The sequence below is a fragment of the Plantactinospora sp. CNZ320 genome, assembly GCF_002846275.1.
This window is the reverse complement of sequence record NZ_PJMP01000001.1, coordinates 6,599,703-6,626,414: the sequence shown is the minus strand read 5'-3', so window position 1 is coordinate 6,626,414 and position 26,712 is coordinate 6,599,703. Positions and strand designations below refer to the sequence as shown.

21 protein-coding genes are annotated in these 26,712 nt (G+C 70.6%); 7 read left to right on the top strand and 14 right to left on the bottom strand.

Annotated elements, in window-relative coordinates:
- The first annotated feature begins 3 nt into the window (after positions 1–3).
- Both CLT71_RS29710 and CLT71_RS29705 read left to right on the top strand, forming a co-directional pair.
- Positions 4–1,365, top strand: coding sequence for an FAD-binding oxidoreductase (locus tag CLT71_RS29710; protein ID WP_486483529.1), 1,362 nt, complete (start codon positions 4–6; stop codon positions 1,363–1,365).
- Positions 1,365–2,843, top strand: a complete 1,479-nt coding sequence (locus CLT71_RS29705) for a heterodisulfide reductase-related iron-sulfur binding cluster (RefSeq protein WP_101370000.1) — start codon at positions 1,365–1,367, stop codon at positions 2,841–2,843. Before CLT71_RS29710 ends, CLT71_RS29705 begins: the two co-directional genes overlap by 1 nt.
- 136 nt (positions 2,844–2,979) lie before the next feature.
- On the opposite strand, the gene CLT71_RS29700 is transcribed toward CLT71_RS29705, so the two are convergent.
- From CLT71_RS29700 to CLT71_RS29685, 4 genes are all read right to left on the bottom strand, one after another.
- On the bottom strand, positions 2,980–4,908 hold the full coding sequence (locus CLT71_RS29700) for a hypothetical protein (protein ID WP_101369999.1): 1,929 nt from the start codon (positions 4,906–4,908) through the stop codon (positions 2,980–2,982).
- A 209-nt stretch (positions 4,909–5,117) separates the two neighbouring features.
- Entirely contained in the window at positions 5,118–5,753 is a 636-nt protein-coding gene (locus tag CLT71_RS29695) for a pyridoxamine 5'-phosphate oxidase family protein (protein WP_101369998.1), read from the bottom strand.
- A gap of 86 nt (positions 5,754–5,839) precedes the next feature.
- A complete protein-coding gene (locus tag CLT71_RS29690; RefSeq protein ID WP_101369997.1) occupies positions 5,840–7,348 on the bottom strand; it encodes an Nramp family divalent metal transporter in 1,509 nt (502 codons plus the stop codon).
- Positions 7,349–7,503: 155 nt separating this feature from the next.
- Positions 7,504–8,262: a hypothetical protein gene (locus CLT71_RS29685; RefSeq protein ID WP_143743666.1), complete on the bottom strand. Its 759-nt coding sequence runs from the start codon at positions 8,260–8,262 to the stop codon at positions 7,504–7,506.
- A gap of 257 nt (positions 8,263–8,519) precedes the next feature.
- Here CLT71_RS29685 and CLT71_RS29675 point away from each other — a divergent pair, with 257 nt between their 5' ends.
- Positions 8,520–10,982, top strand: coding sequence for a hypothetical protein (locus CLT71_RS29675; RefSeq protein WP_101369994.1), 2,463 nt, complete (start codon positions 8,520–8,522; stop codon positions 10,980–10,982).
- Positions 10,983–11,207: 225 nt separating this feature from the next.
- Positions 11,208–11,867, top strand: coding sequence for a hypothetical protein (locus CLT71_RS29670; RefSeq protein ID WP_199187768.1), 660 nt, complete (start codon positions 11,208–11,210; stop codon positions 11,865–11,867).
- Positions 11,868–12,122: 255 nt separating this feature from the next.
- Here the strand turns inward: CLT71_RS29670 and CLT71_RS29665 are convergent, their stop codons facing one another.
- Both CLT71_RS29665 and CLT71_RS37605 read right to left on the bottom strand, forming a co-directional pair.
- Positions 12,123–14,270: a hypothetical protein gene (locus CLT71_RS29665; protein ID WP_158242335.1), complete on the bottom strand. Its 2,148-nt coding sequence runs from the start codon at positions 14,268–14,270 to the stop codon at positions 12,123–12,125.
- 100 nt (positions 14,271–14,370) lie between these two features.
- On the bottom strand, positions 14,371–14,688 hold the full coding sequence (locus tag CLT71_RS37605) for a DivIVA domain-containing protein (protein WP_199187767.1): 318 nt from the start codon (positions 14,686–14,688) through the stop codon (positions 14,371–14,373).
- A 365-nt stretch (positions 14,689–15,053) separates the two neighbouring features.
- Between CLT71_RS37605 and CLT71_RS29655 the strand changes: the two genes are divergently transcribed.
- Complete coding sequence (locus CLT71_RS29655) at positions 15,054–15,275, top strand: winged helix-turn-helix domain-containing protein (RefSeq protein ID WP_101369991.1); 222 nt, start codon at positions 15,054–15,056, stop codon at positions 15,273–15,275.
- 218 nt (positions 15,276–15,493) lie between these two features.
- On the opposite strand, the gene CLT71_RS29650 is transcribed toward CLT71_RS29655, so the two are convergent.
- Together CLT71_RS29650 and CLT71_RS29645 are read right to left on the bottom strand one after the other, a co-directional pair.
- Positions 15,494–16,144, bottom strand: coding sequence for a hypothetical protein (locus CLT71_RS29650; protein WP_101369990.1), 651 nt, complete (start codon positions 16,142–16,144; stop codon positions 15,494–15,496).
- Positions 16,141–17,634: a hypothetical protein gene (locus CLT71_RS29645; RefSeq protein WP_143743665.1), complete on the bottom strand. Its 1,494-nt coding sequence runs from the start codon at positions 17,632–17,634 to the stop codon at positions 16,141–16,143. Before CLT71_RS29645 ends, CLT71_RS29650 begins: the two co-directional genes overlap by 4 nt.
- Positions 17,635–18,509: 875 nt before the next feature.
- Here CLT71_RS29645 and CLT71_RS29640 point away from each other — a divergent pair.
- Positions 18,510–19,130, top strand: a complete 621-nt coding sequence (locus CLT71_RS29640; RefSeq protein ID WP_143743664.1) for a hypothetical protein — start codon at positions 18,510–18,512, stop codon at positions 19,128–19,130.
- Between the two features lie 165 nt (positions 19,131–19,295).
- Here CLT71_RS29640 and CLT71_RS29635 read toward each other — a convergent pair whose 3' ends face one another.
- From CLT71_RS29635 to CLT71_RS29620, 5 genes are all read right to left on the bottom strand, one after another.
- Positions 19,296–19,529: a hypothetical protein gene (locus CLT71_RS29635; protein ID WP_199187766.1), complete on the bottom strand. Its 234-nt coding sequence runs from the start codon at positions 19,527–19,529 to the stop codon at positions 19,296–19,298.
- Between the two features lie 491 nt (positions 19,530–20,020).
- Positions 20,021–21,637 carry a hypothetical protein gene (locus CLT71_RS29630; RefSeq protein WP_143743663.1) on the bottom strand — a complete coding sequence of 539 codons (1,617 nt, stop codon included), beginning with the start codon at positions 21,635–21,637 and terminating at the stop codon, positions 20,021–20,023.
- 220 nt (positions 21,638–21,857) lie between these two features.
- Positions 21,858–22,787, bottom strand: coding sequence for a helix-turn-helix domain-containing protein (locus CLT71_RS29625; RefSeq protein WP_101369986.1), 930 nt, complete (start codon positions 22,785–22,787; stop codon positions 21,858–21,860).
- 48 nt (positions 22,788–22,835) lie between these two features.
- Positions 22,836–22,958, bottom strand: a complete 123-nt coding sequence (locus tag CLT71_RS38300) for a hypothetical protein (RefSeq protein ID WP_486483528.1) — start codon at positions 22,956–22,958, stop codon at positions 22,836–22,838.
- A gap of 974 nt (positions 22,959–23,932) precedes the next feature.
- A complete protein-coding gene (locus CLT71_RS29620) occupies positions 23,933–24,220 on the bottom strand; it encodes a hypothetical protein (protein WP_101369985.1) in 288 nt (95 codons plus the stop codon).
- A 725-nt stretch (positions 24,221–24,945) separates the two neighbouring features.
- Between CLT71_RS29620 and CLT71_RS36690 the strand changes: the two genes are divergently transcribed.
- A complete protein-coding gene (locus CLT71_RS36690) occupies positions 24,946–25,194 on the top strand; it encodes a hypothetical protein (RefSeq protein ID WP_143743662.1) in 249 nt (82 codons plus the stop codon).
- 405 nt (positions 25,195–25,599) lie between these two features.
- Here the strand turns inward: CLT71_RS36690 and CLT71_RS29610 are convergent, their stop codons facing one another.
- Positions 25,600–26,592 (bottom strand): hypothetical protein, encoded by a 993-nt coding sequence (locus CLT71_RS29610; RefSeq protein WP_101369983.1) that lies wholly within the window; start codon positions 26,590–26,592, stop codon positions 25,600–25,602.
- Between the last annotated feature and the right edge of the window lie 120 nt (positions 26,593–26,712).

The following is a 26,712-nucleotide window of genomic DNA, read 5'->3' as shown; positions in this document are numbered from 1 at the left end:
CCCATGCCCCAGCTAGACACACGCAGCCAGGTCGACACGCTCAGGGCCGCGATGGCCGGGGCCAGCGACGAGGAGGCGGATCAACCCGGCAACGGCTCGGACGGTACAGGCTCGGAGGGTACCGACTTCGACGGTACGGGCTCCGATGTGGTCCGGCCGGGCGGACCGGCCGACGCGGTCGGCGGGGTACCGGCGCGGATCGTCGCGGCGCCCGGCTCGACCACGCAGGCGGCGGCGCTGCTGCGGGCCGCCGCCGGGCTCGGGCTCAGCGTGGTCTTCCAGGGTCGCGGCAGCAGGTCGGAGTGGGGCAACCCGCCGCGCAGCCTCGATCTGCTGGTGCAGACCCGGCGGCTCACCGGCGTGGTCGAGCACGCCGCGGGCGACCTGATCGCGGTGGTCCGGGCCGGCACCCCGCTGACCGAACTCCAGGATGTGCTCGCCCCGGCCGGGCAGCAGCTCGGGCTCGACGACCCGACCGGCGGCGCCAGCGTCGGCGGCATCGTCGCGGTGAACGGCAGCGGGCCGCGCCGGATGCTCTACGGCACCGCCCGGGACCTGCTGATCGGGGTCACCCTGGTCCGCGCCGACGGGGTGGTGGCGCACGCCGGGGGCAAGGTGGTGAAGAACGTCGCCGGCTACGACCTGGGCAAACTCGTCACCGGAGCGTACGGCACCCTCGGCCTGGTCACCGAGTGCGTGTTCCGGCTGCACCCGGTACCGGCCGCCCGGGCGTACGTCCGCTGCCGCACGCCCGGTGCCGGGGCAGCCGCCGTCGATCGGGTACGCCGACTGCTCGGTGCCGTGCTCGGGGCCCAACTTGTGCCGACCGCGCTCGAGGTCGACGCGCCGCCCGGGGGCGACTGCGAAACGGTGCTGCTACTGGAGGGGACCCCGGCCGGGGTGGCCGGCCGTGCCGAGGTCGCCGCCCGGCTGCTCGGTGCCGACGCGGTGCACGGCCCGGAGGCGCCACCCTGGTGGTGCCGGTACCCGTGGCAGCCCGGCGACACCGGGCTCAAGCTCACCGCGGTGCTCTCCGGAGTACCCGACCTGCTGGCCGCGGCTCGGGCCTCGGCTGACCGGTACGACGTGCCGATCGGGGTACGCGGCTCCGCCGGTACCGGCGTGCTCTACGCCGGCCTGCCGGCGGCGGCTCGGCCGGAGCTGGTGGCCCGGGTCGTCGAGGAGCTGCGCGGCGCGGCCACCGAGGCCGGCGGGCACGCCGTGGTGCTGACCGCACCGGAGCCGGTCCGGGCCGAGGTCGACATGTGGGGGCCGGTCGAAGGGCTGGAGCTGATGCGCCGGGTCAAGCAACGGTTCGATCCCGACGCGCGGCTCGCGCCCGGACGCTTCGTGGGAGGAATCTGATGCCGTCACCCGAACCGCCGTCGCCCGAACCGGTCCCGGCTGGACCGGCGTCGTCCGCTCCTGCCCCGCCCGGGCAGCCGTCGCCCGCCGGGACCCGCCCGGCCAGCGCGCCCCGGGACGTGCTCGGACTGCTCGGGCCGACCTCCGGCGAACCGGCGTTCGACGCGCACCGGCCACCGCCGGCCGAACTCGTCGCCGACTGTGTGCACTGTGGATTCTGCCTGCCCACCTGCCCGACGTACGTGTTGTGGGGCGAGGAGATGGACTCACCCCGGGGGCGGATCCACCTGATGCGGCAGGGCCTGGAGGGCGAACCGCTGGGCGGGGCGATGGTGGGTCACTTCGACGCCTGCCTCGGCTGCATGGCCTGCGTCACCGCCTGCCCGTCGGGGGTACGCTACGACACCCTGATCGAGCGCACCCGGCAGCAGGTGGAACGCCGGCACCGCCGACCGGCCCGGGAACGGGCGCTCCGGGCGGCGATCTTCGCACTCTTCCCGTACCCGAAACGGCTGCGTCTGCTGCGCGGGCCGCTGCGGGCGTACCAGGCCAGCGGGTTGCGTGCCCTGGTGGCCGGGAGCGGGCTGCTGCCCCGGCTGGCGCCGACACTGGCCGCCCTGGAATCGTTGGCTCCCCGGCTGACCCGGGCGCCGAAGGCCCCGGACCGGGTACCCGCGTACGGGCAGCGCCGGGCGGTGGTGGGAATGCTGACCGGGTGCGTGCAGAGCGCCTTCTTCCCCGGTGTGAACGCGGCGACCGCCCGGGTACTGGCCGCCGAGGGCTGCGAGGTGGTGCTCAACCCCGCCCGGCAGGGCTGCTGCGGCGCGTTGAGTGTGCACAATGGACGCGAGGAGGAGGCTCGGCGGTTCGCCCGGGACCTGATCGACGCCTTCGCCGACACCGGCATCGACTACTTCGTGGTGAACGCCGCCGGCTGTGGCTCGTCACTCAAGGAGTACGGCGAACTGCTCGCCGACGATCCGGCGTACGCCGAGCGGGCCGCCGGGTTCGCCGCCCGGGTACGCGATCTCTCCGAACTCCTCGTCGAACTCGGCCCGGTCGCCCGCCGGCACCCGCTGCCGGTAAGCGTCGCCTATCACGACGCCTGCCATCTCGGGCACGCCCAGGGCATCCGCAGTCAGCCCCGCGAACTGCTCCGGGCGATTCCCGAACTGGAGTTGCGGGAGATCGCCGATCCGGAGGTGTGCTGCGGCTCAGCCGGGGTGTGGAACATCCTCAACCCGGAGCCTGCGGCGCGGCTCGGCGAGCGCAAGGCCCGGGACGTGCTCGCCACCGGGGCTCGGCTGCTGGTGACCGCCAACCCGGGGTGCCTGATGCAGATCACCGCCGCGCTCCCCCGGCTGGATGGCGCGACCCAGGCCCGAGCCGGCGGAGACGGTGGGATCGCAGTGGCGCACACCGCACAGGTGCTGGACGCCTCCATCCGGCGGTTGCCGGTCGAACGCCTGTTGCGCTGACCCCGCCCGCACCGCCCTACGCTGCCCGTGCACGCCCGGCCGCCTGATCCGCCGCGCAGGTCGCCCAATCCGCCGCCCGACCGCGCAGGGTCCGCCGCCCGATCGCGCAGGGTCCACCGCTCGGACCGGGCGGCGGTCAGCTTGACCTGGGCGGTACCGGGTCGACGACCCGGGCGACCCGGCGCAGTCCCCGGGCCGCGAACCGCCGCCCCCGGGCCGCCGTGCCGGCGAGCAGCCGGGACGAGGTGGACTGCGCGGGGACCGGCGCCCGCGGTACCGGGGCCGGTTCGCCGTTGACCTCCGCGAGGTAGTCGGCGAAGACGGCCCGCCAGAGCACCCGGTGCATCAGCCGCTCGTCACCCGGCCCGCCCCGCCCGGTGACAAGCCGGTGCCAGGCGGCGGCGACGGCAGGCGGCCGGTGCGCGTCCGCCCAGGACTCCGGGTCCGCCACCACGGCGGTGATCAGGTCCCGGTCCGGTGCGGTACCGAGGCGTGGGGCGTAGACCGGCGGTACCAGGCCGGTGGGGCGGGCGTAGTACGGCTCGCCACGCCACTGTGGAATCAGGCGTTCGGTGACCGCCCGGTGCAACGCGTTGTCGCGCCGCTGCGCGGGGGTGATGCCGAAGGCCGCGCGGACGAACTCGGGAACAAGCAACGGGATGATGGTGCCGGTCCGGTCGGCGGCGGTCCCCCATCGGCGGACGCGCTCCGCCACCAGGAAGTAGTCGAGCACCTTGGCATCGCTGAGCCCGGCGGTGAACGCCGCCGCCAGGGTGCGGTGCACCTGTGCCGTCGAGGTGGCCCGGGCCGCGCCCGAGAGCCCCGACCTGCGGACGATCTTGCCCGCCAACCGGTCGGTGAAGGCGTCGAGCCGGTCCGGGTACGCCATCCGGGAGATCTCGGCGTGGTCCGGTGGATAGTAGTGGCCGTGTGCGATCCCTCCGGCCGCCCCGCTGACGGTGAGGTACGTCGCCGGAACGAACCTGCTCGGCGCGGCTGACGGCAGGTAACTCTCCGGCCGGAGTCCCTCCTGCACCCGGTGCCAGGCCAGCACGTTCGGCAGTACCGGGGCGGTCATCGCCAGACCGTGCGTCTGGGCCGGGCCGCCCGGCTTCGGACGGTCGATCCGGTGGCTGACCCGCCGGGCCAGCTCGCTCGGGAGTACCGCGACGAGCCGCTCCGCGACGTCGGCCTCGCCCGGCTCGGCGGCGTTGGTGTGGAACTGCACCTCCAGGCCGGCGGTGAGCGCCGCTGCCGCGCACAGCCGGGAGTCGCGGCCACCGCTGAGCCCGATGTTCACCTTGCCCGACCAGAGCGGATCGAGCGCGAGCATGGCACCGCGCAACGCCTCCGCCACCTCGTCGACCCGGTCCGCCGAGAGGGCGTCGCCGCCGCCGTCCGCCGCCCAGGTCGCGAGCGCGTCGATCCGGCTCCGGACCGGTGCCGCCCAGGCCGCGTCGTAGTCGACTGTCGTCCCGCCCGGTACCGCGAAGACGTTGCTGAACGGCGTCCGGTCGCCCTGGAACCAGCCGGTGGCCGCGAAGGTGCGCCAGCCGTCCCGGTCCGGCTCGGCGCGTACCCCGGCGAACCGGCACGCGGCGGCCGGCCGGTTGGACCAGACCCACCCGCCGGGGAATCGGAGCTGGTAGAGCCGGCCGAGCCCGACGGCGTCGGTGTGCAGCCGTAGCCGGCCCTGCCCCGGGGCCAGTGACGCCACCACGAACGGGGCGGCCAGCTCAAGTACCGAGAGTGGACGGTCGGCGAGCGCCCTGGCCAGTGGCACCGCCGCACGCTCCGCCGGGATGTCGCCGATCACCCGCCGGTAGTCGACCGGCAGGTAGAGCGTGGCGACCGCCAGGTCCGGTTCCTGTTGCCAGGCGGGCCAGCGCCACGGCGACGGCGCGACGTCCCAGATGTGCAGCCCGAGCCTGCCGGCGTCCGTGCCGCACTGCTGCGTCCCCTCGGGCCAGATCGTCGCGTAGTGGGCAATGACCCGGTCGAGCCTGGACGGCAGGCCGGCCGCCTCCTCGTCACGATCGAATGCGTAGGCCAGGAGTAGCTGCACGGAGAGGCTCCCACAGGACGAGATCGCCGCGACTCGGAACTGCGCGGTAGTGGCCCGCCATCATTACACGCGGCGACCACTGTGGAGGGGCTGTCCGGACATTCATCCCAATTCATGATGCGAATCGGAAGATCGATTCTCCTCGTGCATTCGAAGGGGGTATCGAGAAGTCGCGAAACTGGGCCGACCGACCCCGCCGGGGCGTACGGTCAGCTCTGGTAGAGCTGGCGGACGTAGTCTGCGCCGTAGTAGCGCTCCAGTTCCTCCAGCGACTCATCGATCCGCTGGACCCGCTTGACGATCTGCGGGTGCGGCGGCAGTACCTCCGGGCGCCAGCTCTCCGGCCGCCACAGCGAAGACCGCATGAACGCCTTGGCACAGTGGAAGAAGATCTGGTCGATGTCAACCACCAGCGCCAGGATCGGCCGGTGCCCCTTGACGATCATCTTGTCGAAGAACGGCGCATCCCGGACCAGTCGGGCCCGACCGTTGATCCGCAACGTCTCGCCCCGGCCGGGAATCAGATAGATCAGCCCGACGTGCGGGTTCGCCAGGATGTTGCGGTAACCGTCCGCGCGCCGGTTTCCGGGGCGTTCCGGAATGGCGATCGTGGTGTCGTCGAGCACCAGCGTGAAGCCGGGCGGGTCGCCCTTGGGCGAGACGTCACAGTTGCCGTCCGGGTCGGCCGTGGCCACCAGGCAGAACGGCGAGGCGGCGAGCCACTCCCGGTCGATCTCGTGCAGTCGTACCCGTTCCTTGGTCACCGCCCGGGGTTTCGGCTCGCCGAGCAGTTCGCGCAGCTCCACCTCGGACGTGATCTCCACCAGCTCGGCCGGTGCCACCATCGCAATCTCCCCCGTCGGATCTCCGAGCTCCAACCTACGCCCACGCCGCACGCAAAGGTAAGGAGCCCGGACACCCCGACGACGACTCAGAACGTGATCAGCGGGTCACCCACGAAGTCGGCGATGAAGTTGACGAAGAAGAAGCCGAAGAAGAGCACGTTGAGCACCAGCAGCACGTAGTGCCAGGGGCGTGGCCGGGCCGGGCGGGGCAGTCGGCTGTTCAGATAGATCAGCAGGAACGGGTAGAGCAGCGCGCCGAGGTTGGACATGTTCGCCGACCACTGCACCAGGTTGACCGGTACCGCCAGGTGCAGCACCACCGAGATGACCACCAGGAGCAGCAGCATGAACGGGTAGTAGAACTTGCGCGGGTCACCCTCCAGCAGCCGGCGCAGTCGGGGACTTGTCGCGTGCGCGGCGTCGGTACTGACCCGCACCATCCCCTCGAAGATGCCGAGCTGGGTGCTGAACAGCACCAGTACGCCGACCAGCAGCATGCCGTAGAACATCAGCGGCCCGTAGTCGGGCTCCAGGGCGGTGGCCACGAAGGTCGGTACGTTCGACGCGGTCGGCGCCTCACCGGAGAGCCGCACCGCCTGCGCCATCAGGATTGTGGGCAGCAGCATGCCGAGCATCGCGCCGACGAAGAAGATCCCCCACATGTCGATGAGCAGCAGCCGGTACCAGCGCCGCCACCGGGCCGCGTTTGCCGGGTCGTCCGGGAAGGTGACCCCGTTGGCCAGCAGTTCCCGCCGATCGCCGCGCAGCCCGGAGAGGTACCCGGTCCGGAAGCCCATCCCGTAGCCCTTGTCCCGGTAGTGGCCCATCACATACCAGTTGAGTCCGGAGACGAGTGCGGTGAACCCGGCCAGCCCGCCGAGCTGGGTGGCGGTGATCCCTTCCGGCGGCGCGGCCGGGGTGACGAAGCCCCGGATCCCCTCCCACCAGATCTCCCAGGGCACCACCAGCAGCGCCACCAGCAGCATGGCGAGCAGGATGGTGCTGACCATCACCCAGTTGGCGAGTTCGAGCGCCCGGCTGATCCGCTTCGCCCCGGCGGCGATCAGGAAGACCAACACCAGCAGGGCGATCGCCCAGAGCCGGGGCTCCTCCGCCCCGGCCGGCGGGGCCTCGCCGTGCACCAGCGCGTACATGCCCTGGCCGGCCGAGGCCGCCCATCCCCCGGCGATGAACGCGAAGATCACCAGGAACACCGACAGCGGTACCCAGAGCAGGTAACCGGGCGGCACCCGCCCCCAGCCGACCACCGGAGCCTCGCCGGTGGCCATCACGTACCGCGAGCACTCGATGTTGTAGAAGGTCTGTAGCACCGCCGAGATCAGGATGACCCAGCCGACGCCGACGAAGCCGAACTGGCCGACCGCCTGCGGGCCGAGCAGCCACTCGCCACTGCCGATCGAGATGCCCAGCGCGATCAGGCTGGGGCCGAGGGCGTACTTGACAAGCTCGCGGGGGCCGAGCCGACGAACCTTGAAGACCTCCTCGGGTTCGGGTAGGTCGGCCACCGCGAGCGGGGGACGGCTGGCGCCGAGCGGATAGGAGTGGACATCCGGGACCTCTGTTGCTTCCGCCATGAGGTGCCTCCTTGGAAGATCCCCCCGGGCATCAATCGTCATCCATCGGAAACCAGTACGCAATGATTGATCCCCATCAGCGCCTGGCCGGCGGCGGCGAACCCACCGGCCGGGCGCCGGACCGTCAGGCGCTGGACCCCTCAGGCGCCGGACCGTCAGGCGCGGTGCACGAGGAAGATGCGCCGGTTGTCGTCCGGGCCGAGGTCGCGGCAGGTCTCGCCACGCTTCCCGGCAGACCAGACGTCGACCAGCCAGCGGGAGACCAAGCTGTCGTCACCGTCCTTGGCCGCCGGTGACTTCATCCCGAACCGGTACACCCGGGACTGCCCCGGCCCCAGGTAGCCCTTGTCGCACTCCGACCCGGCCGGGAAGCCGGCCTGCCGCGACCGCAGCGGCGTGCAGCCCGCCCAGTCGCCGCCGTCGGCCGTCATGCTCTCCGGCACCTCGACGGCCAGGGTCAACCCCCAGACCGGCTGCGGCCCGTTGTTGCGGACGGTCACGGTCAAGACGCCGTGCCGGACGCCGTTCACCGGCCGGGCGAGTCGCAGGCCGGAGGTCTGCGCCGACAGGTCGGTGATGTGCTTCGCCGGGTCGTGCGATGCCGGTCGCTTCGGGGTGCCGGTCGGCCGTACCGGCGCCGACGCACCGGGCCTGACCTGCCGGGGCGGGCCGGTCGGCGACACCGTGCGCGGGCTGCCGGCAGCGTCGCCTCCGACCGGCGACGTCGCCGGTGCGGCAGTCAGCACCGACGGCGTCGCCGGTGCCTCGATCATCGTCGGCGTACCGCTCGGGGCGGCGGTAGGCGGTGCCTCGGAGCCGCAACCGGCGAACGCCGCCACCAGCGTGGCGGCCAGCACCACCGTCGACGCGCCGACCGGATGACGCCGGCCGGATCCCGAACCGATCTTTCGCATGGCTTCTCCTGTCGAGTTCGTGTGCCGTCGGGCCGTCCGCCCGGTTGCGACATACACCCCCGAGCGCCGGCCCGGGTTGCACCCGATCGGGTCGACAGTGCTGCCGTGTCGGGGACCCGACCGAAACCGTTGACCAGACCGGAGCACGGTGCAGGTGTCAGGATCCGTTCCCGTTCCGGGTGCCCCGAGGCCCGCCGGCCAGGCCGGCGAGCGGGCGCACCATCTGCCGCGGACCCTAGAAACCCAGGTGGTACGCCATGCCGCTGCAGCGCTACGACACGTCCCCGGTCCCGCGTCCCTCCGGACTCGTACCGCCGGTCGCCGACCTGACCGGGATCACCGAACTCCGGTTGCACGGTGTGGGCGGCACGACCCCGGAAAACCTGCTCGCCGACGCGGCTCCACAGCACGTCTCCGGCGACCGGATCGCCGGCTTCTACCGCACCGCCGACCTGCCGGGCCGGCACGTCGAGGCGTACTCCTGGGGTGGGATGACCTCGCGCAGCGGTGCCCGGGTGCTCTGGCTGCTGCTCTTCCCGTTCGCGTTGGCGAACGTGGCCGGTTGGATGTGCAGCCCGGAGACGCACCGCCGGCCGGCACTGTTCCGGCTGCACCGGGCGGCGGTCCGCTGGGCGGCCCTCGGGCTGACCCTCAACCTGCTGCTCATCGCCTCGATGACCGGGATGGAACTGCTCGGCTACCAGTGTGGCGGGCAGTCCGGTTGCGCCGACGACGCCTGGCCGGTACGCCTGCTGCACGAGCCGCTGCTCGCCGGTTACCCGGCCCGGCGCATCCTGGCCGGCGCCCTGGCGCCGCTCGCCATGGTGGTCCTGCTGGTGGTCCTCGCGTTACGCACGATCGGACGGTACGAGGCGGCCAGCCCCGGCGCGCCGCTGTCACCGGAGCCGGCGAGGACCGCGGAGACGACGGAGACGCCGGAGACGGCGGCCGGCGGGGTTGCGCCGGAGCGGGAGGCTCGCGGCGCGGCGCGGTGCGGGATCGGGCTGGGTGATCCGGGTTTCTGGGACGGTCGACGGGGCGCACTGGAACAGGGCTACCTGCACATCGCCGCCGGACTCGCGTTCGTCGCCCTGGTACTCGGGCACACCGTACGGGAGACGGCGCGGCTGGCCGGGGCACCGGTACACGCCCCGGTGCTGGCCCGGGTGGCGCTCGTACTCGCCGTACTGGTCCTGGTCGCTACGTTGGTCCTCGTGGCCGCCGGGCGCTGCCCGGGGGTCGCCGCGGTCGTACTGCTCGGTGCGGCGGGTGCGGCACTCTGCTGTGCCGGCTGGTTCGCCGCCGTGCAGCCGGCGTACCCGCAGCCGTTCGGCTACCTGCCCGGGATGCGCGCGGTGGCCGGCCTGACCCTCGGCGGGGTGCTCGGCACCCTGCTGCTGGTGCTCGCGGCCGTCGTCCCCGGCGGCTGGCGCCGGGGCACCTTCGTGATCTTCGGCCCGTTCGTCGCGCTCACCCTCAGCGTCTTCGCGCTCAACGTGGTGCTGATCAGCCTGATGAGCCGGATCGCCGCCGTCACCGCCGAGGTGTCGACCCGGGTGCACCTGCCGGACGGGCCACCCGAGCGGGTCGAGTTGTACCTCTATCCGGTGCTCGGCCGGCTGGTCCACTACCTGACCCTGATTCCGCTGGCACTGGTGCTGCTCTTCGTCGCCTACGAGCTGGTCAGCTACTGGCGGGCCGGGACGGACCGGGTCGAGCGGGAACGGATCCGGGCGTGGTACCGGGAGCACTCGCCCCGGCCGCGTACCGAGCCGCGCTGGCAGCGCAGCAGTCTCACCGACGAGGCCCGCATCCGGCAGCACACGGTCCGGCTCTGGCAGGCGATGCTCGGCCGGGGTTGGGAGGCGCGGATCGCCCGGGCCCGCCGGTTCGCCCGGATGCCACGCGACGTCGACAAGCTGCTCACCGCCATCGCGGTGACCGGCACGGTCCTGCTGGTCGTACTCCAGGTGCGGTACTGGGCCTTCGGCAAGCTGCCCTGGGGTACACAGTGGACGTTCACCCTCGGCAGCTACCTGGCGGCAGGCATTCCGGTCCTGATCATCCTGGTACTCCGCAGAGGCTGGCGGGACCTGCACAGCCGGCGCCGGATCGGCGTGCTCTGGGACATCCTCACCTTCTGGCCGCGCGCCTACCACCCGCTGGCGCCACCGTCGTACGCCGAGCGGGCCGTTCCGGAGTTGCAGCAGCGGCTGTGGCGGATCCACGACAGCGGCGGACGGGTGGTGCTGGTCGCGCACAGCCAGGGCACCGTGCTGGCCGCCGCCGCGCTGCTACAGCGGGACAACCGGCCGGACGACGACGTGGTCGCCCTGGTCACCTTCGGCTCGCCACTGTCCACACTCTACGGATGGGCTTTTCCCGCCTACTTCGGCGAGCGGGTGCTGGGCCGGCTCGCCCCGACCGGCGGCGCTCCCGGGACGGCACTGCACGCCTGGCGGAACTTCTACTACCGGACCGACTACATCGGTGGCCGGATCTTCACCGCCGGGCGACCACCGGCAGAGGTCGACGTGGAACTGCCCGACCCGGTCAGCAACTGGTACATCCACGGGCAGCCGGCCCCGGCGGCGGCACGGCACTCCGGGTACTGGGTCGACCCGGCCGTCTGGCGGGCGGTGGACGACCTCGCCGAGGCGGTCGGCGCGGTACGCCGGGTGCCCCGGCAGGGCCGGGCCGCGCTGCACGAGGAGGCGTGACGCGGGCGACCGCCCGATTGCGATCGAGGTCACTTCGTGTCGAGGACAGTCAACTCCTCGCAGCGGGTCGGTGGGGCGTGTGCTGTCACAGGCATCCACTGAAATCCCTTCGCGTGCAAACCGTTCGGACAACGAGAATGACCGCGTTAAGGATCGCGTAACGGGAAGGACCGCATGGCGGCGTCGCGGGCGACCTTGGGGCGAGATGGACTCCGGGCGAAAGTGGTGATCCAGCGGGTGCGGCTGGGGTCCGAGGAGTACCGGGTAATCCGCCCCGCGAGGACGCTGAAGAACGCCGCGTTGTACGTCGGACGTACCGACTATGAGCTGTACGTGGACCGGACGGACGGCCGACAGCTAGGCACGCTGCTGATGCTCGCGGCCCGTTCCCCCCGGTCGCTTGTCTACCTGCCGCTGCGGACGAGTCCTGGCGTACCCTACGTCGGCGCTCCCGACGAACAACCGCTCGATCTCGTCCTGGTTCCACGGGCCCGTCAGTTCCGACCGGCACACTGGAAGCGGCTGCGTACCCAGATCAAGGCGGGCAACGCGCCCCGCGAACTGCGCACGGCGCGCATGCCGGAAAGCGATTTGAGCACCGACAACGAGATCGACTGGACGGTGTCCGGTGACCGTCACACGCTGCGTCAGCACGTGCATGCCGAGACACTGTTCCTGACCGGCGAAGGCGGCGCCTTCCGCAGGGCCGCACGCGAGGTTTTCGCCGTGACGAAGGACGGACCGCCGATGGCGGCCAAGCACCCGAACCTCTATCACGCCCGGGGCTGCAACTACCACGTGTGCCGAGGCCTGTACGACTGGGATGACCTGGGTGACGACCAAGAGCAGCTTCATATCACCTTCCACCCGACGTGGGCACGCTGAACGCGATTCGCCTCACCACGCTTCCGGCCTAGGTGAACGCAGAGCCGCCAGTCCCGGTCAGCAACGGGTACCTCCACGGGCAGCCGGCCCCGGCGGCGGCCGGGCATTCCGGGTACTGGACGACCCCGCCGTCTGGCGCGTCATGAACGACCTCGCCGAGAGGGTCAGGGCGGTACGCCGGGTGCCCCGGCAGGACCGGCCGTGCTGCACGAGGAGGCGTGACGCGGCCGACCGCCCGATTCCTCAGCGAGTCGGTCAGAGGCCGAGGGTGCTGATGGCAGCCGGGAGGGTGGGCGCGGTGGCGAGTTGGCGTACGTCGTCGCGTTCGCGTAGCCAGAGTTGGCAGGTGACGCCGTTGTAGTGGGCTGCGACGGGTTGTCCGGGGTGGTGGCGGGCGAGTCGGCGCAGTGGGGGCGCGGGGTCGTCGACTGCGGTCGGGGTGGGGTTCTGGGGTACCGGGATCGGTTCGGCAGGATCGGTGGGGATGTTGTTGGCGATGGCGGGTTCGAGGTATTCGAGGCAGAACGCGGTCGCGGCTTCCGGGGTGGCGTGGGTGGGCGGGCCGGCCGGGGCCGGCGGATTGCCGGGGTGGTTGATGGTGACGTCCCAACTCTCGCCCTGGATGTAGCGGAGGTCCCCGGTGTTGTGACCGTGGTCGGTGAGGGTGATCGTGACCGTCAGGTGTAGTCCGAGGACGAGCCGGACGAGATGCGCCAGGGGTGGCACGTCGGGCCGTCGGGCGAGCAGGAAGAGTCGAGCGGCAGGTCGGCCTCGGGCGGCCCAGCGCAGGTATTCGGTCAGCGGGTCGGTGCCGGGTTGGTGCAGGGTGACGGTGCCGTGGCGGAGGCTGTGGTCGAGGGTGCCGCCACCGTCGAGTTCGACCAGGTCCTGCGGGCGTACGCCGAAGTGGTCGGCCCAGCCGGCGAGCCGGAACTGTTCCGGGAGTTGATGCAGGGGCTTGCCGCCGGGGTGGGTCGCGATGTGGGGTGCGGTGATGTGTTGGCCGGCTCGCCAGTGCTCCGTCTGCCAGACGTGTTCGCCGGTCTGCCAGCCGGTCGGGCTGGTGCGCCAGCACAGGTGCACGACCCGGCCGGTGAGGTCGGTGATCGTGACCGTCACCTCCGGGTGGAGGCGATGGCTGCCCCAGCAGGTATAGCAGCGCAGAAGGGACGGGCTGCGGCCGGACCCGGCGCATTTCGGGCAGTCTGGATCGGCCCGGTCGGCGCCGAGTCGGCAGTCGCAGGTGCGGAGTCGGCTGTGTGGGTCGCAGTCGGGGCAGTCGACGTACCGGACGGGCGCGCCCTGCCACGACGGTGCCGGCGGCTGCCAACCCCGCCGCAGAATGGTCGTACGTCGGCAGTGGATCTGTCCGGTCGTCCATCCGGTGAGGGTTTCGGTCGTGCCGTCGGTGCGAAGGCTGGTGTGCCACCAGCGGCCGTCCCGCCAGACGGCTTGTGCTCCGGGGTGCGGGTCGCCGGTGGCCAGGTCGGTGCAGTCGGCGAGGATCCGTCGTTCGAGCTGGTCCACGTCGATTGTCGGCGGATCATCCAGTGGTGGTTGTCGGATGGTGAGTTGATGGGCGGGGGCGGTCCGGCCGCGTTCGTCCAGGCCGTAGAAGGCGTCCAAGTCGGTCGTGGTCGTAATGGCGGTGGTCAGGTCGTCGGCGTAGCCGTACGTTTCGACTGGCACCGGGCCGCCGGGCATCTCGAACCGGACCGCCCAGGTGAGCGCTTCGGTGGCGGCCAGCCGGCGGGCCTCGACGACCAGGTCGACACAGAGCTGATCGGCCAGCCGGCACCACCTGCCGAGTTCGGCTGCCGGCTCCCGGGTCGGGGCGGTGGTGGTGTGGCCGAGGTAGAGCCGCCACGCGTCGAGGCTCTCCCCCGCGATCGCCTCCGCCTCCAACACCGTACGGACCGGTGCGGGCTGCTCCGGCCGCCACGACCGGGGTAGCAGGACGAGAGGGCCGTCCGGATCGCCCGGGGCACGGACGTCGGTCCATGAGCTGACGCCGACGAGGGCGGCCAGGTCATGCAGCAGCGGGGCGAGTGGCAGATGCCAGCTCCCACCATCGTCACCGGACCATCGGGCGGGTTCGACAACGCCGGGTACGACGTTCACCGACGCCACCGCCCCGGTATCCACGTTTGCCATCGTCAGGACGAGTTGTGCCCGACGCCGGCCGGACTGCCGACAGTCGTAACACGGCCGGGCGAGGGTGCCGAGGCCCTGACAGTCCCGACAGCCCCGGTAGGCCTCGCCGATCAGCCCGCCTCCACCACTGTCGGTGATCAACAGACGGTTGCCGCCGTAGGTGCAGCGACACGGGTCCAGGGTGAACGCGAGGCCGTCACAGGAGGGGCACAACACCACCGGCAGCCCGTCGGCCGGCGTCCCCGTCACCGGCTCGGCCCCACAGCCGCGCACGGCACCTCATCCTCGGCCCGGGCCGCGTCCGCATTCGGCGCATTGAAAGGCAGCCGTACCACGTATCGGTCGGCCATCAGCGCCGCGCCAACTCGTGCGCCGTCGGCGCCTGCCGGGACTGCCACCGCCGCAACGCATCCTTGATCCGCGCGTTCTGCTCCCGAACGCGAGCCAATTCGGTGTACGCCCTCGCCAGGTCAGTCGCGACCTGGTCCAGGAACTCGGTCACCTCGTCCGGATCGACTCCCCGCCGACCGAAGCCGACCGGAGTGAACCGGCGCAGCCGCACCTGCGACGGCCACAACGGCCGGTACGTCGCCGACCGGTACGCCGCCCTGAGCCGCCGCGCCGACCTCCCCTCCCGCCGCAACAACCTCCAAAACAGAACACGCACAGACCTCACCAGCCTTCGACGAACAGCAAGCAAATGGACGGGCGGCCCCGGCCCGAATCCCCGGGCACGCTCGCCCCGGACCGGGACCACCCCGCCCCACCAGCGCAGCCACAAGCAGCACGTACGCCAGGCAGGGCGTGTCTCAGGGCTGGCACGGCTGATGAGGTGCTCACCAGCCGTGCCAGCAGCGTGGATGCCCAACCGGAGGGCCGGTTGCCTACCAGGCTTTCCGTCGCCAGGCGCCCCGCAGAGGAAACTTACAATGCAAAGCATGATAGGGCAAGAGCTAAGCATGCAAAGCAGGCAAAGTCTTGAGGCTTCGTTGGCGATCATGAGAAGATGCAGGGGCCTACCAGGAAGTCGCCATGCCCCGAATCTCAGAGCGCCAACGCATCGCACAGGACATCCGCGACAAGATCGCATCGGGTGAGTACGCGCCAGGAGACAAGCTGCCGTCGCTCCGCGAACTGATCGCGATCTACGGCGTGTCCGCCGAACCCGTCCGCTCGGCCCTGCTGATCCTGCAAGCAGAGGGCCTCCTCGAAGGCCGGCAGGGCAAGGGTGTCTTCGTGACCGACCCGAAGTAGGTACTGCTACAACCCGACATGGGCAAGCGATGACCGGACTGCATCCTTGGACTATCTCGGGTTGCTCGACTGCACTACAGCCGGGACATCGAATGGACGAGCCAGAACTCCGCCCTAGGATGCGCAACCTGACTCTCGCCGAAGCGACGTCCGCAGCGGGGAAGCCACGTCTGTGGCAGTACCTCCCCTGGTGGGGCCTTGCGGTGTGCGAAGGGGTTCTACTCGCCGCGTTGCATGATGCGAGCGAGCCAGGGCAGTTCGGGCAGGTGTACAGTGACGCGCTGCTGGGTCCAGGGTCGGCGCAGCGCGAAGAGGCTCAGGACGATCCACCACAGGGCGGCGATGCCGGCGGTGGTGGTGCGGGCCGGGCCGGTGGTGGTGTCCCAGACCATCGCCACGGTGGCAGCTCCGTAGAGGATCCAGCCGAGGCGGGCGGCGACGGCGCGCCAGAAGAAGGCGAAGGCGAACAGTCCGACGCCGGCGGCGCACCAGGTCCACCACAGAGTGTTGGCGGTGATGGGGAGGCCTGCGGCGTGCGTGGTGAGGTAGTCGCGGACCGGGTCGAGGACGATTCGGGTGAGGTTCCAGTCCCGCAGCCAGTCGAGGCCGCCGTCGACCAGGTCGACCAGGAGACTGCCGAGCCAGCGCAGCAGCGGCAGGATGAGTCCGAAGATCAGGAGTGCGGCGAGTAGCACGCCGGCGCCGCCGGCGGCCGGGATGAGCCAGTCGGGTGGCCAGTCGTCGGTGTCGCGGGCGCGGTGGAAGCGTCGCCACAGGTCGCCGGCCCATTCGTTAAGCATGGCTGGCCAGCTGGCGTCGGTGTCCTCGATCGGCGCCGGGCGGGCCTGCGTGGTGGGTTCGGTGCTCAATGGTCGTCCTCGTCTTCGTCCTGGTCGACGGCGTCAACGGCGATGATGACCGGCTCCCCGCGGCGGGCGGCTTCCAGTTGGGCGCGGGTGAGCACGGTGCGGTTGGGCAACTTGCGGGACAGCAGGGCTTCCAGGCCCTCGGGTGCGCCGTTGATGTCGGCGGGGGCTTGGGCGTTGATGTCGTCGAGCAGCGCGTCGACGAGCAGCGCCAACGAGCCGGGGCCGGATCCGTCGTAGCCCCAGCTGATGCCGTAGTAGGAGTCGCGGGGAGCGGGGTAGATCTTGCCGTCGGCGGTACGGATCCAGACCGGCCCGTCGAGGATCAGCTCGGCCAGCGGTGCGGTCGCGGGTAGTCGTTGTGGCATGGCGGCGGTGTAGTCGCCGCCGCTTCGCCAGACCGGGGCGTCGGTGTCGGGGTCGACCAGGGCGTCCCCCGGTTCACCGGCTGGCGCGAGCAGCTCGAACGCGGCGGTGCGTTGGGTGGGGATGAGCCGCTGCGTCCACTTGTACGCCCAGGTGCTCTCGACTTCCTCGATGTGCTGCGGGTTGCTGTAGGGCAGGTCGGCGCCGGCGTCCCAGCGGGTGACTTCGCGGACGCAGCGGTGGGCGAGGTCGTCGGTGTGGGCGAGCAGGTCGAGCCAGCCGGCGCGGCGTTGGGTCGGGTCGATGTCGTCGGCGTCGGGTACCGCCAGAGGGCGGGCCGCGATGTGCAGCACCCCGTCCGGCAGGTTGGTCTTCTCGATGATCTCGATGTCCTGCTCGGCTGCGGCGGCGGCTTGGGCGTGTGCGAGACGTGCGAGGTTGACCAGCACCCGGGTCGCCGGGTGGTCTTCCGGGTAGGTGGAGGCCATCGTGAGTAGGGCGCTGGTGTCCAGCGCGGGAACGGCCATCGCGGTGACGGTGTCCGTCGACGGCTTCCAGTCCAGCAGCAACTGCTTGTCCCGCAGGGTCCGCGGCCACCACGGCACCGGTTGGCCCAGCACTGCGGCCAGGTCGAGCCAGGTCGGTTCGTAGGTGCGCTCCGGTAGGCCGGGCAGCAGGGCCTTGAGTTCGGGGCCGTGTCGCAGGGAGAACCCGCCCGACACCACGACTACCGCACCGTCACCGCGCGGGGCGAGTCGCTCGGCCCACTCCCGGTGTGGTGCCCGCCGGCCGGTGGTCAGCGGCCACACCAGGTGGACCGGCCCCTGCCGGGTGCGCCAGCGCAACGCGACCGCCCCGGGCAGCTCCACCGCAGTGTCGAAGACGGTGTTGTACGGCATCGGTGACCAGGCCCCGACCGGCACCCGCCCGGACCACCGGCCACCCCGCTGGTTGAACGCCCACTCGTAGACGTCAGCCTCGGACCACCACATCTGGCCGTCGTCGACGCCGGTCGCGGTCAGCTTTCCGGTCTTGACCCACCACCACACGGTCAGCCGGGGTACGGCCAGCAGCTGCCCCACCGCGCCCATCCCGAGTCGCCGTTGGCGGCCTTCCGGTTTTCCCACGCCCATGATCCTCCGTCACGAAGAGATTGCCCTGTGTCACTGTCGTGTCAGAGTGCCAGAGCGGTGCCACACCGGCCACCCCCCGGACACGAAGAGCTCACCCCCGGCCGCCCACCCCCGGGACCACGACACGTCCGCACGATCGCGGGCGACGGCGGCTGGCCCGAGGTCGCACAGCCCGGTGCCGGACCGCTACACGCGGGGCCACATAGGACCGTTCAGGGGAGCACCCCCCTCTGAAGGGAGAGTGCCGCATCCTCACCCGGACCGCTACCGTCAGTGGGGTGGCGGCTGCGGTGTGCAAGCGATGCTCCAGACGCATGCCGCTGCTCAAGCGAAGGGACGCTCAGTTCTGTTCGCCGGCATGCCGCAAGGCCGCAGCACGAGAAGCCAAACGGGCGGCCCAGCCGCCGGCGGTACAAGAACCATGGATGATCTCGTGCCCGATATGCGGCAAAACCTGGAACTACGACGAGTGCCATCCGAGCAAGAAGTACTGCTCAGGCCGATGCCGGCAGAAGGCATGGCAGCGCCGAGCTCTCAACAAACTGGCACTGATGCGTCCTAGGCGACCCTCTGATCCGAAGCGGTAACGGTCGGATGAGACGGATCGACGACAGCTCAGCTGGAAAAATGGATGACCGCAGATGTTTGCCTCGGGAATACCCGAGGTGGGTCCATAGTCTGGATTACCGGCCCCAACGTGGAGGTACCGCGCGTGAGGCAGACCAGACGTTGGGGCTCGATCACGTCGCAGTTATCGACCCTAACCGCTAGCGGCAAGTGGCGCGACCGTTTCAGGTTGTGAAGTTCCCGTCAGCGGCGACCCATGACGTCGGGTCTGCATCACGGTCAGGCCAGAGGAGAACACCAGGTTGACCAACCCGACGTCCAGTTTCGACCTCAGCATGACCCGGTTCGTCAAGTACATCGTCAGCCAGGGGACCGAGCGCTTCACGCTCGTCCGTAGCTTCGACGACCCGTACTCCCCTGCGAAGGACGTGTACCGCTCGGCACGGCGGGCAGTCCAGGTCGGGCGCCGCACCGGTCAGGACGAGGCGGCGATGAACAGCGCCATCCAGAACTGCCGGGCGCAGATGCGCGACCACTACATTGAGATCGCCCGCGGGTGGCTGTCCTTCATCAAGCCGCGCGCGGACACCGTGCTCGTCTCCCCCGGCACCGCCCGCTGGCACACCACCGACTTGACCATCCGCGTAACGCCGGATCTTGTGCTCGTGCACCCGGACGGGACCACCGACGCCCTGAAGCTGCACTTCTACAGTGATCAGATCACCACGCAGGCCGCCGAGGTCACGCTGTGGTTGATGCGTCAGACCCTTGACCAGACCCACCCCGCCGCGCGGCCGATGGTGCTGGACGTACGACGCGAGCAGGAGTACACCCGGGTGAAGCCCAGGCCGGGGTACGCAAGCTGGCTTGAGTCCGAGGCCGCCAGCCTCGCGTTCCTGTACCGACGCCACCGGGCGGCCTGACCGCGCAATCACCCGGAGGTCCCGGCCTCGACCAGGGCCGGGACCTCCGCCCTTGTCCCTCCGGCAGGCGGACAGGTTGAAGCCGTGGACCCGGTCCGAGGAACTCGCCGACCTGCGTGCCGACGCGCTCGGCGAGCGGGCTGGACCCGCACGTCAGGCAGCGCCCTACCAGCCGCGCCGAATCTGGTAGGGCGGCATCTGGTCCCGCAGCACCCCCGCGAACTCCGTCCGCAGGGCCGCCAAGTCGACAGGCCGTCCGCCCATCCGCTGGCCCAACCCGGCGAGGGGCCACGCGGCGAGGTAGCCGAATCGCGCCGCGTAGACCCCGACGGTGTGCAGACCGTACCGGTCCGAGTAGTCCATCAACGCGAACTCCAGCGCCGGCTCGGACACCAGCACCCCCTCTTCCCCGCCCGCAAGCACAGGCGGGAAAGAGCGCTGGCGGCCGCGCGCATATCCGGGGGCGATTCCGGGCTTTACGTCGGCGCTGCTGGCACCGTCGGGGAGTCGTCCGCGGAGCGGGAGGGCTGGTGGACCGCGAGGCCGCTGCCGACCGCCGGGGCCGGTACGGGAGGTCCGCTGGCGACGACGGCCTGGAATCCGCTTCGGGTCGCGGGCGGACCGCTACCCGATCCCGATCCAGTCCCGAAGTATCGCAACGGCGACCTGGACGAGGACCGTCTGGAGGACGGCGTCCACGGCCAGTTCGTTTCGTCTGTTGCAGCCGCAGAGGTGCTGGTACTTTGCGGCTTGGTGCTTTCTGCCCATTACGCCCCTTTCATCGGATCCATTCCGCTTTCTGGCGGTGGGAGGCGGATCCGCCTCTGGAACCAGTTCAGCAACAAGGGGAGAGGTTCCTGTAATGCTGGGTGTCACAAGATCAGGTACGGTCACTCATCGTCGAGCCAGGCGAGAGGGGCACCGGCGCGTACGCCGGGCTGGAAGAAGCCGTCCTTCCACGCCTCGTTCATCAGCCCGCCCAGAATTCGGCGGCGGGCCCGGAAGGCGTGTTGGGCGAGCACCGTCACGGTTCCAGGCGGCATAGCCGCCGTGGCCCTGCCGGCGAGGGGCCTGCCGGGCCACGTCCAGACCGGCCGTGCGGTCTGGGGTGGATCGATCCCATAGCGACGGCATGCCCGGGCGAACATCCGGGCGTTGTCCAGCACCGCGTCCAAGGCAGCCCGGGCGCCCTGCTCATCGGCGGTGAGCTGGCCGATCACTGCCATCCTCTGCTGCTGGGAGATGGCGTACGCCTCCGCGGCCAGCTCGCGATACTGCACCACGTCGATCAGCCCGAGCTCGTACGCCGCTGCGGCGGGCAGCCGCAGGGCCATCGGGACCGAGGAGTCGTCGAAGGCCTCCGCGCCGTGTTCCCAGTCCAGCAGCACGGCCTCGATGAAGCCGCTGATGTGCCGGTCGGCGATCCCGCGAGCGCCGGCGATCAGCGGCGCGATCTCCGGCACCGGCGCGGTGCCGTCGACGAGCGGCCACACCACCCGCCGGCTGCCGACCGGGAAGGCCAGCAGCTGCCCGGCGTCGAGCCACTCCCGATACGGCTCGGGGACCGGGCACTCCCAGCGTCCGGCGTGCACAGCCCGCCAGCCCGCGGGCATCCGGACCCGCCAGCCGGGGGAGCGGACATCGTGCCGGGTGGAGCGCTGGTCGGCCACCAGCCAATCCTCGAAATCCTGCATCGCCACCGCGCGCCGGGCTCGCCACACCGCGGCCGCGCCCCGGCCCGCCCAGGTGTAGGAGCTGGACCTTCCTAGGTAGTGCGCCCGCACGAACTCGTCGGCGTGCCGCAGGTCCTGCAGCCGCTCGTGCCAGCCGTCCGCGCTCTGCGCGTGCAGCATCCGCTCATTGTCATCGGCGGCCGGGCCCGTCAGCAGTTCCCGCGCCAGCGTGGCGGCCGCGTCGAACCGGGCCGGGGAGTGCCACGGCCGGTCTTCCAGAATTTCGTCGACCAGCAGCGCCTCCCGGTGCCGCGCGTAGTCCTCGGCCTCGCGGGCGCGGTCGGCCTGCGCGTGGACCGCCAACTCCGGTGTAGTGGTGGTCGCGGCCGCCGCCAGCCGCCACAGCCCGACCGCCGCATCATGCCGCAGCAGCGGCCGCAAACCGCGTAGGAACTCGTCCTCGAACGGCTCCACAACCGCAATCGCGGTCATCACCGCGTCGGTGAGCCGCCGGGCCTGATAGTCCCGGTGCGCCCGCGGGGACTGGCCGGGCAACTGCAACGACACCGCCCGCAGTCGGTCCAGCGTGCCCGCCGGCACCCGCAGCCGCAGCCTCTTCGGTCTCGGCCACTCCCGCCGCGCGTCGCCGTTCCACCGGGCCACGCCCGGATATCGCAGCACCGTCGAGATGTGCGTCAGCCGCTCCGCGACCGGCAGGTCTTCCTGCCGCACGACGTGCGCCAGCAGCATCCGCCGTACCGTCTCGTCCCGAGACCGCCCCTCACGCGCAGCAACCGTCATCAGCGCGGCCAGCGCGCACGGGGGCACCAGCACATTACTTTCCTCGCGATCCGGCACCTCCCCAGCAGAGCACGCCGGGATCGACCGGTTGTCTCTGGGCGGGTGATGTCCTGGCCACCGAGGGCGTGGGTGATCTGTCAGCAGCGCACCGCGTCTGTCAGGGGTGCTCGGGGAACCTCTTCGCATTGTGTGGGCGTCGGGCGCGGCGAGAGGGGGACCCTTCCCTGTGGGGAGGGTCCCCCTGGCGTACGGGCTACGCCGAGGCGGCCGCGATCGCGGCCGCTGTGGCAAGCAGCATCGTGACCGCCAGGACCACGAGCAGGATGGCGACTTGTCGGCGGGTGGGGTGCACCGCCGCCAGCCTGCGCCGGATGGAGCGGACGTACAGGGACCAGGCGGAGGGGCCGGGTTCTCCTGTGGATTGCCATTCCCCGTCGATCAGGACGCAGTCGCGGATCTCGTGGACCGGCGTGTAGGGCAGGGTTTGCACGGGCGGTGGTGCGTCGGGGGCGGGCTCGGGTCGGCGGGCGAGAGCCTGTTGGGCTCCGGTCCCCCATCGCCGCCAGGTGGGAGTGCGCCGTACCGGGTGCCCGTTGCTCAGGTCGTCCCAGACGTCCAGCCACATGGTCTGTTCCGCTTCGGTGAGGCCGACCGCCCGTACGAAGCTGACCACCAGGTCCTGTGCGGGGAGGGTGCCGCGCTGGAACGCGTTGCACAACGTGGACGCTGGAGTTCGTCGGGGATAGTCCTTGGTCAGCTCCTCGATCTTGCGGAATGTGTGCCCTGACCACTCGCGCAGCCTTTTGAGCGCGTCGTTGTACTCGGCCGGGGTGGTGGCCTCGGTCGGGTCGGGGGCCGGCAGGCCCAGCTCCCGGGGGGTGAATTTCTTGGTGCCCTTGTTGTTGGCCCAGAACTCCTGCGCGATCGCGGCACGGCGCTCCACCCATGTTCGGGGTTCTTCGCCGCACGCCCGCACGAACGCGCTGAGCAGTCCTTCGCTGGGTAGCTGGTGGCCCTGGTCGACCCCGTGCACCGCGCTCTTGGAGTAGAACGTGGTTCCGGCGATGGCGGCGTAGGTCTTTCCAGCCTTCTGACGTAGCTCGCGCAGTTGGTAACCGAACTGCGCGACCGGACCGGTGAACGGGTCCGAGGCTTCCTGATCTGCTTCGGCATCGGTCTCCACCCTCCACGGGTGTGCTGCTCGGCGTTGAGCAGCACACCCGCGAGGACCTCAGATCCCGCGGATCCGAGGGCTGAGCCGAGCCGCGACGGTGCCGGCCGTGCCCGCCAGTGCGGCGGCCAGCAGCGGGTCGACTCCGACAGCGACCAGGATGGTGATGAAGACCAAGACCACGATCAGCACCGCGATCGTGACCGGGTAACGCCCCGACCTAGCCGGGACGACGATGGACGCGCCACCGGCCGGCACAGGTGTCGGGGCGATCGGGAGAGGGGTAGTCCCGGGCAGCATGAACCCCGGTGACGATGACAGCACGGACTTTCCTTTCGACAGTGGATCTACCAGAAGGGGTGGATGAGCAGAGCCCTGCCACGCCCCGGCGCACCGTCAGGGGATGGTCCGTCCCCCGAGCGGCTGACGTGGCATGGGCCCGACATCAGAAGTACCAAGCCAAGAGCACGAAGCCTAGAAATTCTCGTTTAGGAAATTTGTACCACCATCGATTTTCCTGTTTGTCCTGTTAGGGCGGTTGATACCGGAACAGGTAACCGCAAACATGGGCAAACACGTCATCTGAACGCGGCTTGATTCAGTTCTGCCGGTTCGAACATGCGCTCCGAACGCCTGCCCCACTTCCGTGGTGATGGGGAAGCGCTCACAATGTCGGGTACCGCGATCAACCCAACGATCGAACCGTCAGCCGGACGGAATCAATCGACAAGGGCCTATCAGCGGGAGTTGGATGAGCACCACAGGCCAGGCTGCTTGGTCCCAGCCTGCCCCTCCTGGGACCGGAACGGCAGTACCGGGGGACAGCCGTTCGGAACGCTCTGACGTCCCACCCGTCACCCCCTCCCCCGCACCGCCGCGCACGTGCCTGCACCCAGCAGCGCGGCGCGGCGGTGCCGGGCAGAGCACCAGTCCTTATCCAGGTGGATTCCGCCGAACCCGAGGGCCCACCAGGTGTGGCTCTCGTCGACACTCAGGCGAACAGCCCGCGTGACGAGTGTGCAGTCAGCCGAGCCGCCTCCCGGACGACGGGGGGCTGCAGCAGTGCCGATGCACCTGCGATCCGGGGCTCTCAATAGCCGGACGGCCCCCCGACCTAGCCGTCGGAGGGCCGTCCACACAGATGCCCCAAGCACCCACTACACGATCTCGACGATGCGTTCCTTGCCCGTCTTTGGGTCTCGAAACACCAGCTCATTGCCGTTGCGGGTGTTTTCCTCAACCATCGCGTAGACGGAGATTGCCCGGTTCACCACGTCGGTGCGGTTGAACCGCGTCCATGTGATCAACTTTTGCAAGTCGCCCCATACCTTCGGGACGATCCCGACCGTGATCCTGTTGATCACGTACTCCTCGGCTTCGTCCTGCCCCTCACCACGCGGCCCGTTCGCGCCCGCCCGATGCTGAAGCTGCGTCCGGCTGCCCATGTTCGCCTCCTTTCGCCGTCAGCCGTAGCGGGAACGCCGGCCCCCCAAAGATCTTCCTCGGCGCCCCGTACATCTACTCTGCCACACCTTGCTGACTGAAGCTATCTAATCTGATGCACCTCCGCATCGTTTTCGCGACTACAACGGGTAGAGTGGTCGTAACCCCCCACACGAGGGGCTCCGCTCCACAACAGGAGGAACGCATGTTCGAACGGACACCCCGGGCGCCCAGACCGGCACAACCCGGGGGTGGCAGGACACCCGGTGATCTACTCGCGGTCTTCGCGAGCCTCATGGGTGAGGTCCGAAGCATCATCGCCTCGGCAACCACCCCGAGCCTCGCAAGGTCGGAGCGGTACCACCGAGCACCTGCTATCCGCCTTGGCGGATCGGCCAATGGCGTTCTGAGGCGGACACGCCGCAGTCGCCACACGGCGGACGTGTGCCTTCTTGTCCTCGCACGGCAGCTAGCTGCCTGCGAGGGCTGACTCCTTCGGTGTCCAAGGGACACAAGGGTGACCCGCATCGAAGGGGAGGAGCGAGAGGTGACTTAACAAGTGGAAGCAACGCGTGTGGAGGGTACGAACGCCCTGTACGTGACGCAGCGCACGACGGGACGGGACGACTACATTCCGCCTACGGAGAACGCTCAGGTCCAGTTCATCTGGAGGACTCGGCACCCGGAGCAGGATCTGGGTGACGCGGAGCCGACGAGTGGAGCCGGCGTGGGGATCTCATACCGCGACATCGACCGGGAGATCGAGGGCAGCGTCAGGATGCCGAGCAACCTCACCAACAAGCTACTCGACACCCTGACCATGACCATCGGCGTCGTCGGCACGGTAATCGCACCGGTCACGATCTTGCACTTCGCGGGCAACTCGCTCTCCGACGAACTCCTGTTCGCGCTCTGCCTCGCCGCGGTCGCCGCCGTCGGCGGCCTGGCTCGGACGATCACCAAGCGACGGCGGTAGGAGGGGCACCGGCTAGCACGGGGGGCGCGTGTGCGCCCCCCGGCTCGAAACGACCACCAACGACCCGGTTCAGAGAATGTGCAGTCTCTACAAACTCGGCGCCGTGACTTCAGAGAACGCGGCGATCACGCGTAGCCGAACCGGCCAGAACAGTTTCAGAGGATACGGAACACGTCGGCGAGGCCGGCCTGCGCCGGTCCTACCAGCGGCGCCGACGCCCCGTCACGTCACGTTCGAGGCCCGTCGAAGAGCCGAGGTCGCTGACGCTCGGCGGGCACTCAGCTCAGTCTTCCTCGTCGTCACCTCGGCGGCGGAGCGCTCGCTCGGCGATCCGGCTGGATAGCTTGCCTGTCGCCGGTTTGGGCCGGTCGAGGGTCTCGTGGCCGAGGCGCCTGGCAGCGCCGATTACGAGCGCTGCAACCGATTCACACCCTCGGTGAAACGGGTCCGCCGGAAGTACCCGACCGAAGCCACGGTCAGCCCCAGCCCCCAGAGCAGGTACGCCGGCATCGAGACCCAGAAGAACCAGAGCGGGTACGTCCCGTCGCCCGGATCCCAGTCCCCGGCGACCGTCTCCACCGCCAACTGCCCGGTGCCGACGCCGAAGTAGACGACCATCAGCAGGCCCAGCCCGAAGCCCGGGCCGAGCAGCAGCCAGCGGGGCACCCGCCGCCCCGCCCACAGTGGCACCCACCGCGGGAACATCCGCCCCCAGGAGTGCACCAGTGCCAGCGGCAGCAGTACTCCGGCGAGCAGGAAGCCGACCTCGAAGGCGAGTACGGCCGGCCCGTCGGCGAACGGGATCTCCGCCGTCCCGACCGCGTACTGCACGCCGAGCCGGGCCAGGCAACCGGCCACCGCCAGATAGGCCGCGATGAACGCCCACCGGGGCGTACCGCCGAGGTGGCCGCCGAGGAGTGGGCGATGACCCCGGACCCGGCGCCGGTACCCCTGCGTAGTGACCGCCAGCAGCACCCCGCCGGCCAGGCAGCCGAGCCGGCCGGCGATCCCGGCCGGGTCGACGGTGAGCCCCAGCCCGGGGATGAGCACGGCGACGAGGTCCAGCAACAGCAGCGGGCAGAGCATCACGAGTGCCGCGCTCACCGCCCAGCCCGCACCGGCCAACGGCCACCGCCAGCGGTTCGCCCGATCGAGCGCGACCGCCAGCGGTGCCGCCGTGCCGACCAGGGCGACCGCGCCCCAGCCGGCGACCGGGACGAGATCGGTACCCAGTGGCGGAAACTCCGGGGCGTTCCCCGACGCCCAGTGCACCCGCAACCCCCCGTACCCGATCGTCCAGAGCAGCACGGCGCGCATTGCCCAGACCGACGCGGTCCGGCCCGGCCACCCCTGCGGTGGCCCGGTCGGTACGTCGATGTCGTGCCGCCTCCCGGTCATGTCCCCAGCCTCGCCGCCGCCGGCCGAGGCCGGATCCCCCGCGCGACGGGCCGGCCTCCCCCGCCGGAGGGACACCGGGGGACACCACTGCAACTCGACACCCACCGCCCCCGGACGGCC

What these genes read in the sequence shown, in the direction of transcription:
- CLT71_RS29710 (WP_486483529.1), top strand. Translation starts at nt 4, where the DNA reads ATGCCCCAGCTAGACACACGCAGCCAGGTCGACACGCTCAGGGCCGCG.
- CLT71_RS29705 (WP_101370000.1), top strand. Translation starts at nt 1,365, where the DNA reads ATGCCGTCACCCGAACCGCCGTCGCCCGAACCGGTCCCGGCTGGACCG.
- CLT71_RS29695 (WP_101369998.1), bottom strand. Translation starts at nt 5,753, where the DNA reads ATGGTGGCACCGGCCGAGCTGGTGGAGATCACGTCCGAGGTGGAGCTG.
- CLT71_RS29690 (WP_101369997.1), bottom strand. Translation starts at nt 7,348, where the DNA reads ATGGCGGAAGCAACAGAGGTCCCGGATGTCCACTCCTATCCGCTCGGC.
- CLT71_RS29685 (WP_143743666.1), bottom strand. Translation starts at nt 8,262, where the DNA reads ATGCGAAAGATCGGTTCGGGATCCGGCCGGCGTCATCCGGTCGGCGCG.
- CLT71_RS29675 (WP_101369994.1), top strand. Translation starts at nt 8,520, where the DNA reads ATGCCGCTGCAGCGCTACGACACGTCCCCGGTCCCGCGTCCCTCCGGA.
- CLT71_RS29655 (WP_101369991.1), top strand. Translation starts at nt 15,054, where the DNA reads ATGCCCCGAATCTCAGAGCGCCAACGCATCGCACAGGACATCCGCGAC.
- CLT71_RS29620 (WP_101369985.1), bottom strand. Translation starts at nt 24,220, where the DNA reads ATGGGCAGCCGGACGCAGCTTCAGCATCGGGCGGGCGCGAACGGGCCG.
- CLT71_RS29610 (WP_101369983.1), bottom strand. Translation starts at nt 26,592, where the DNA reads ATGACCGGGAGGCGGCACGACATCGACGTACCGACCGGGCCACCGCAG.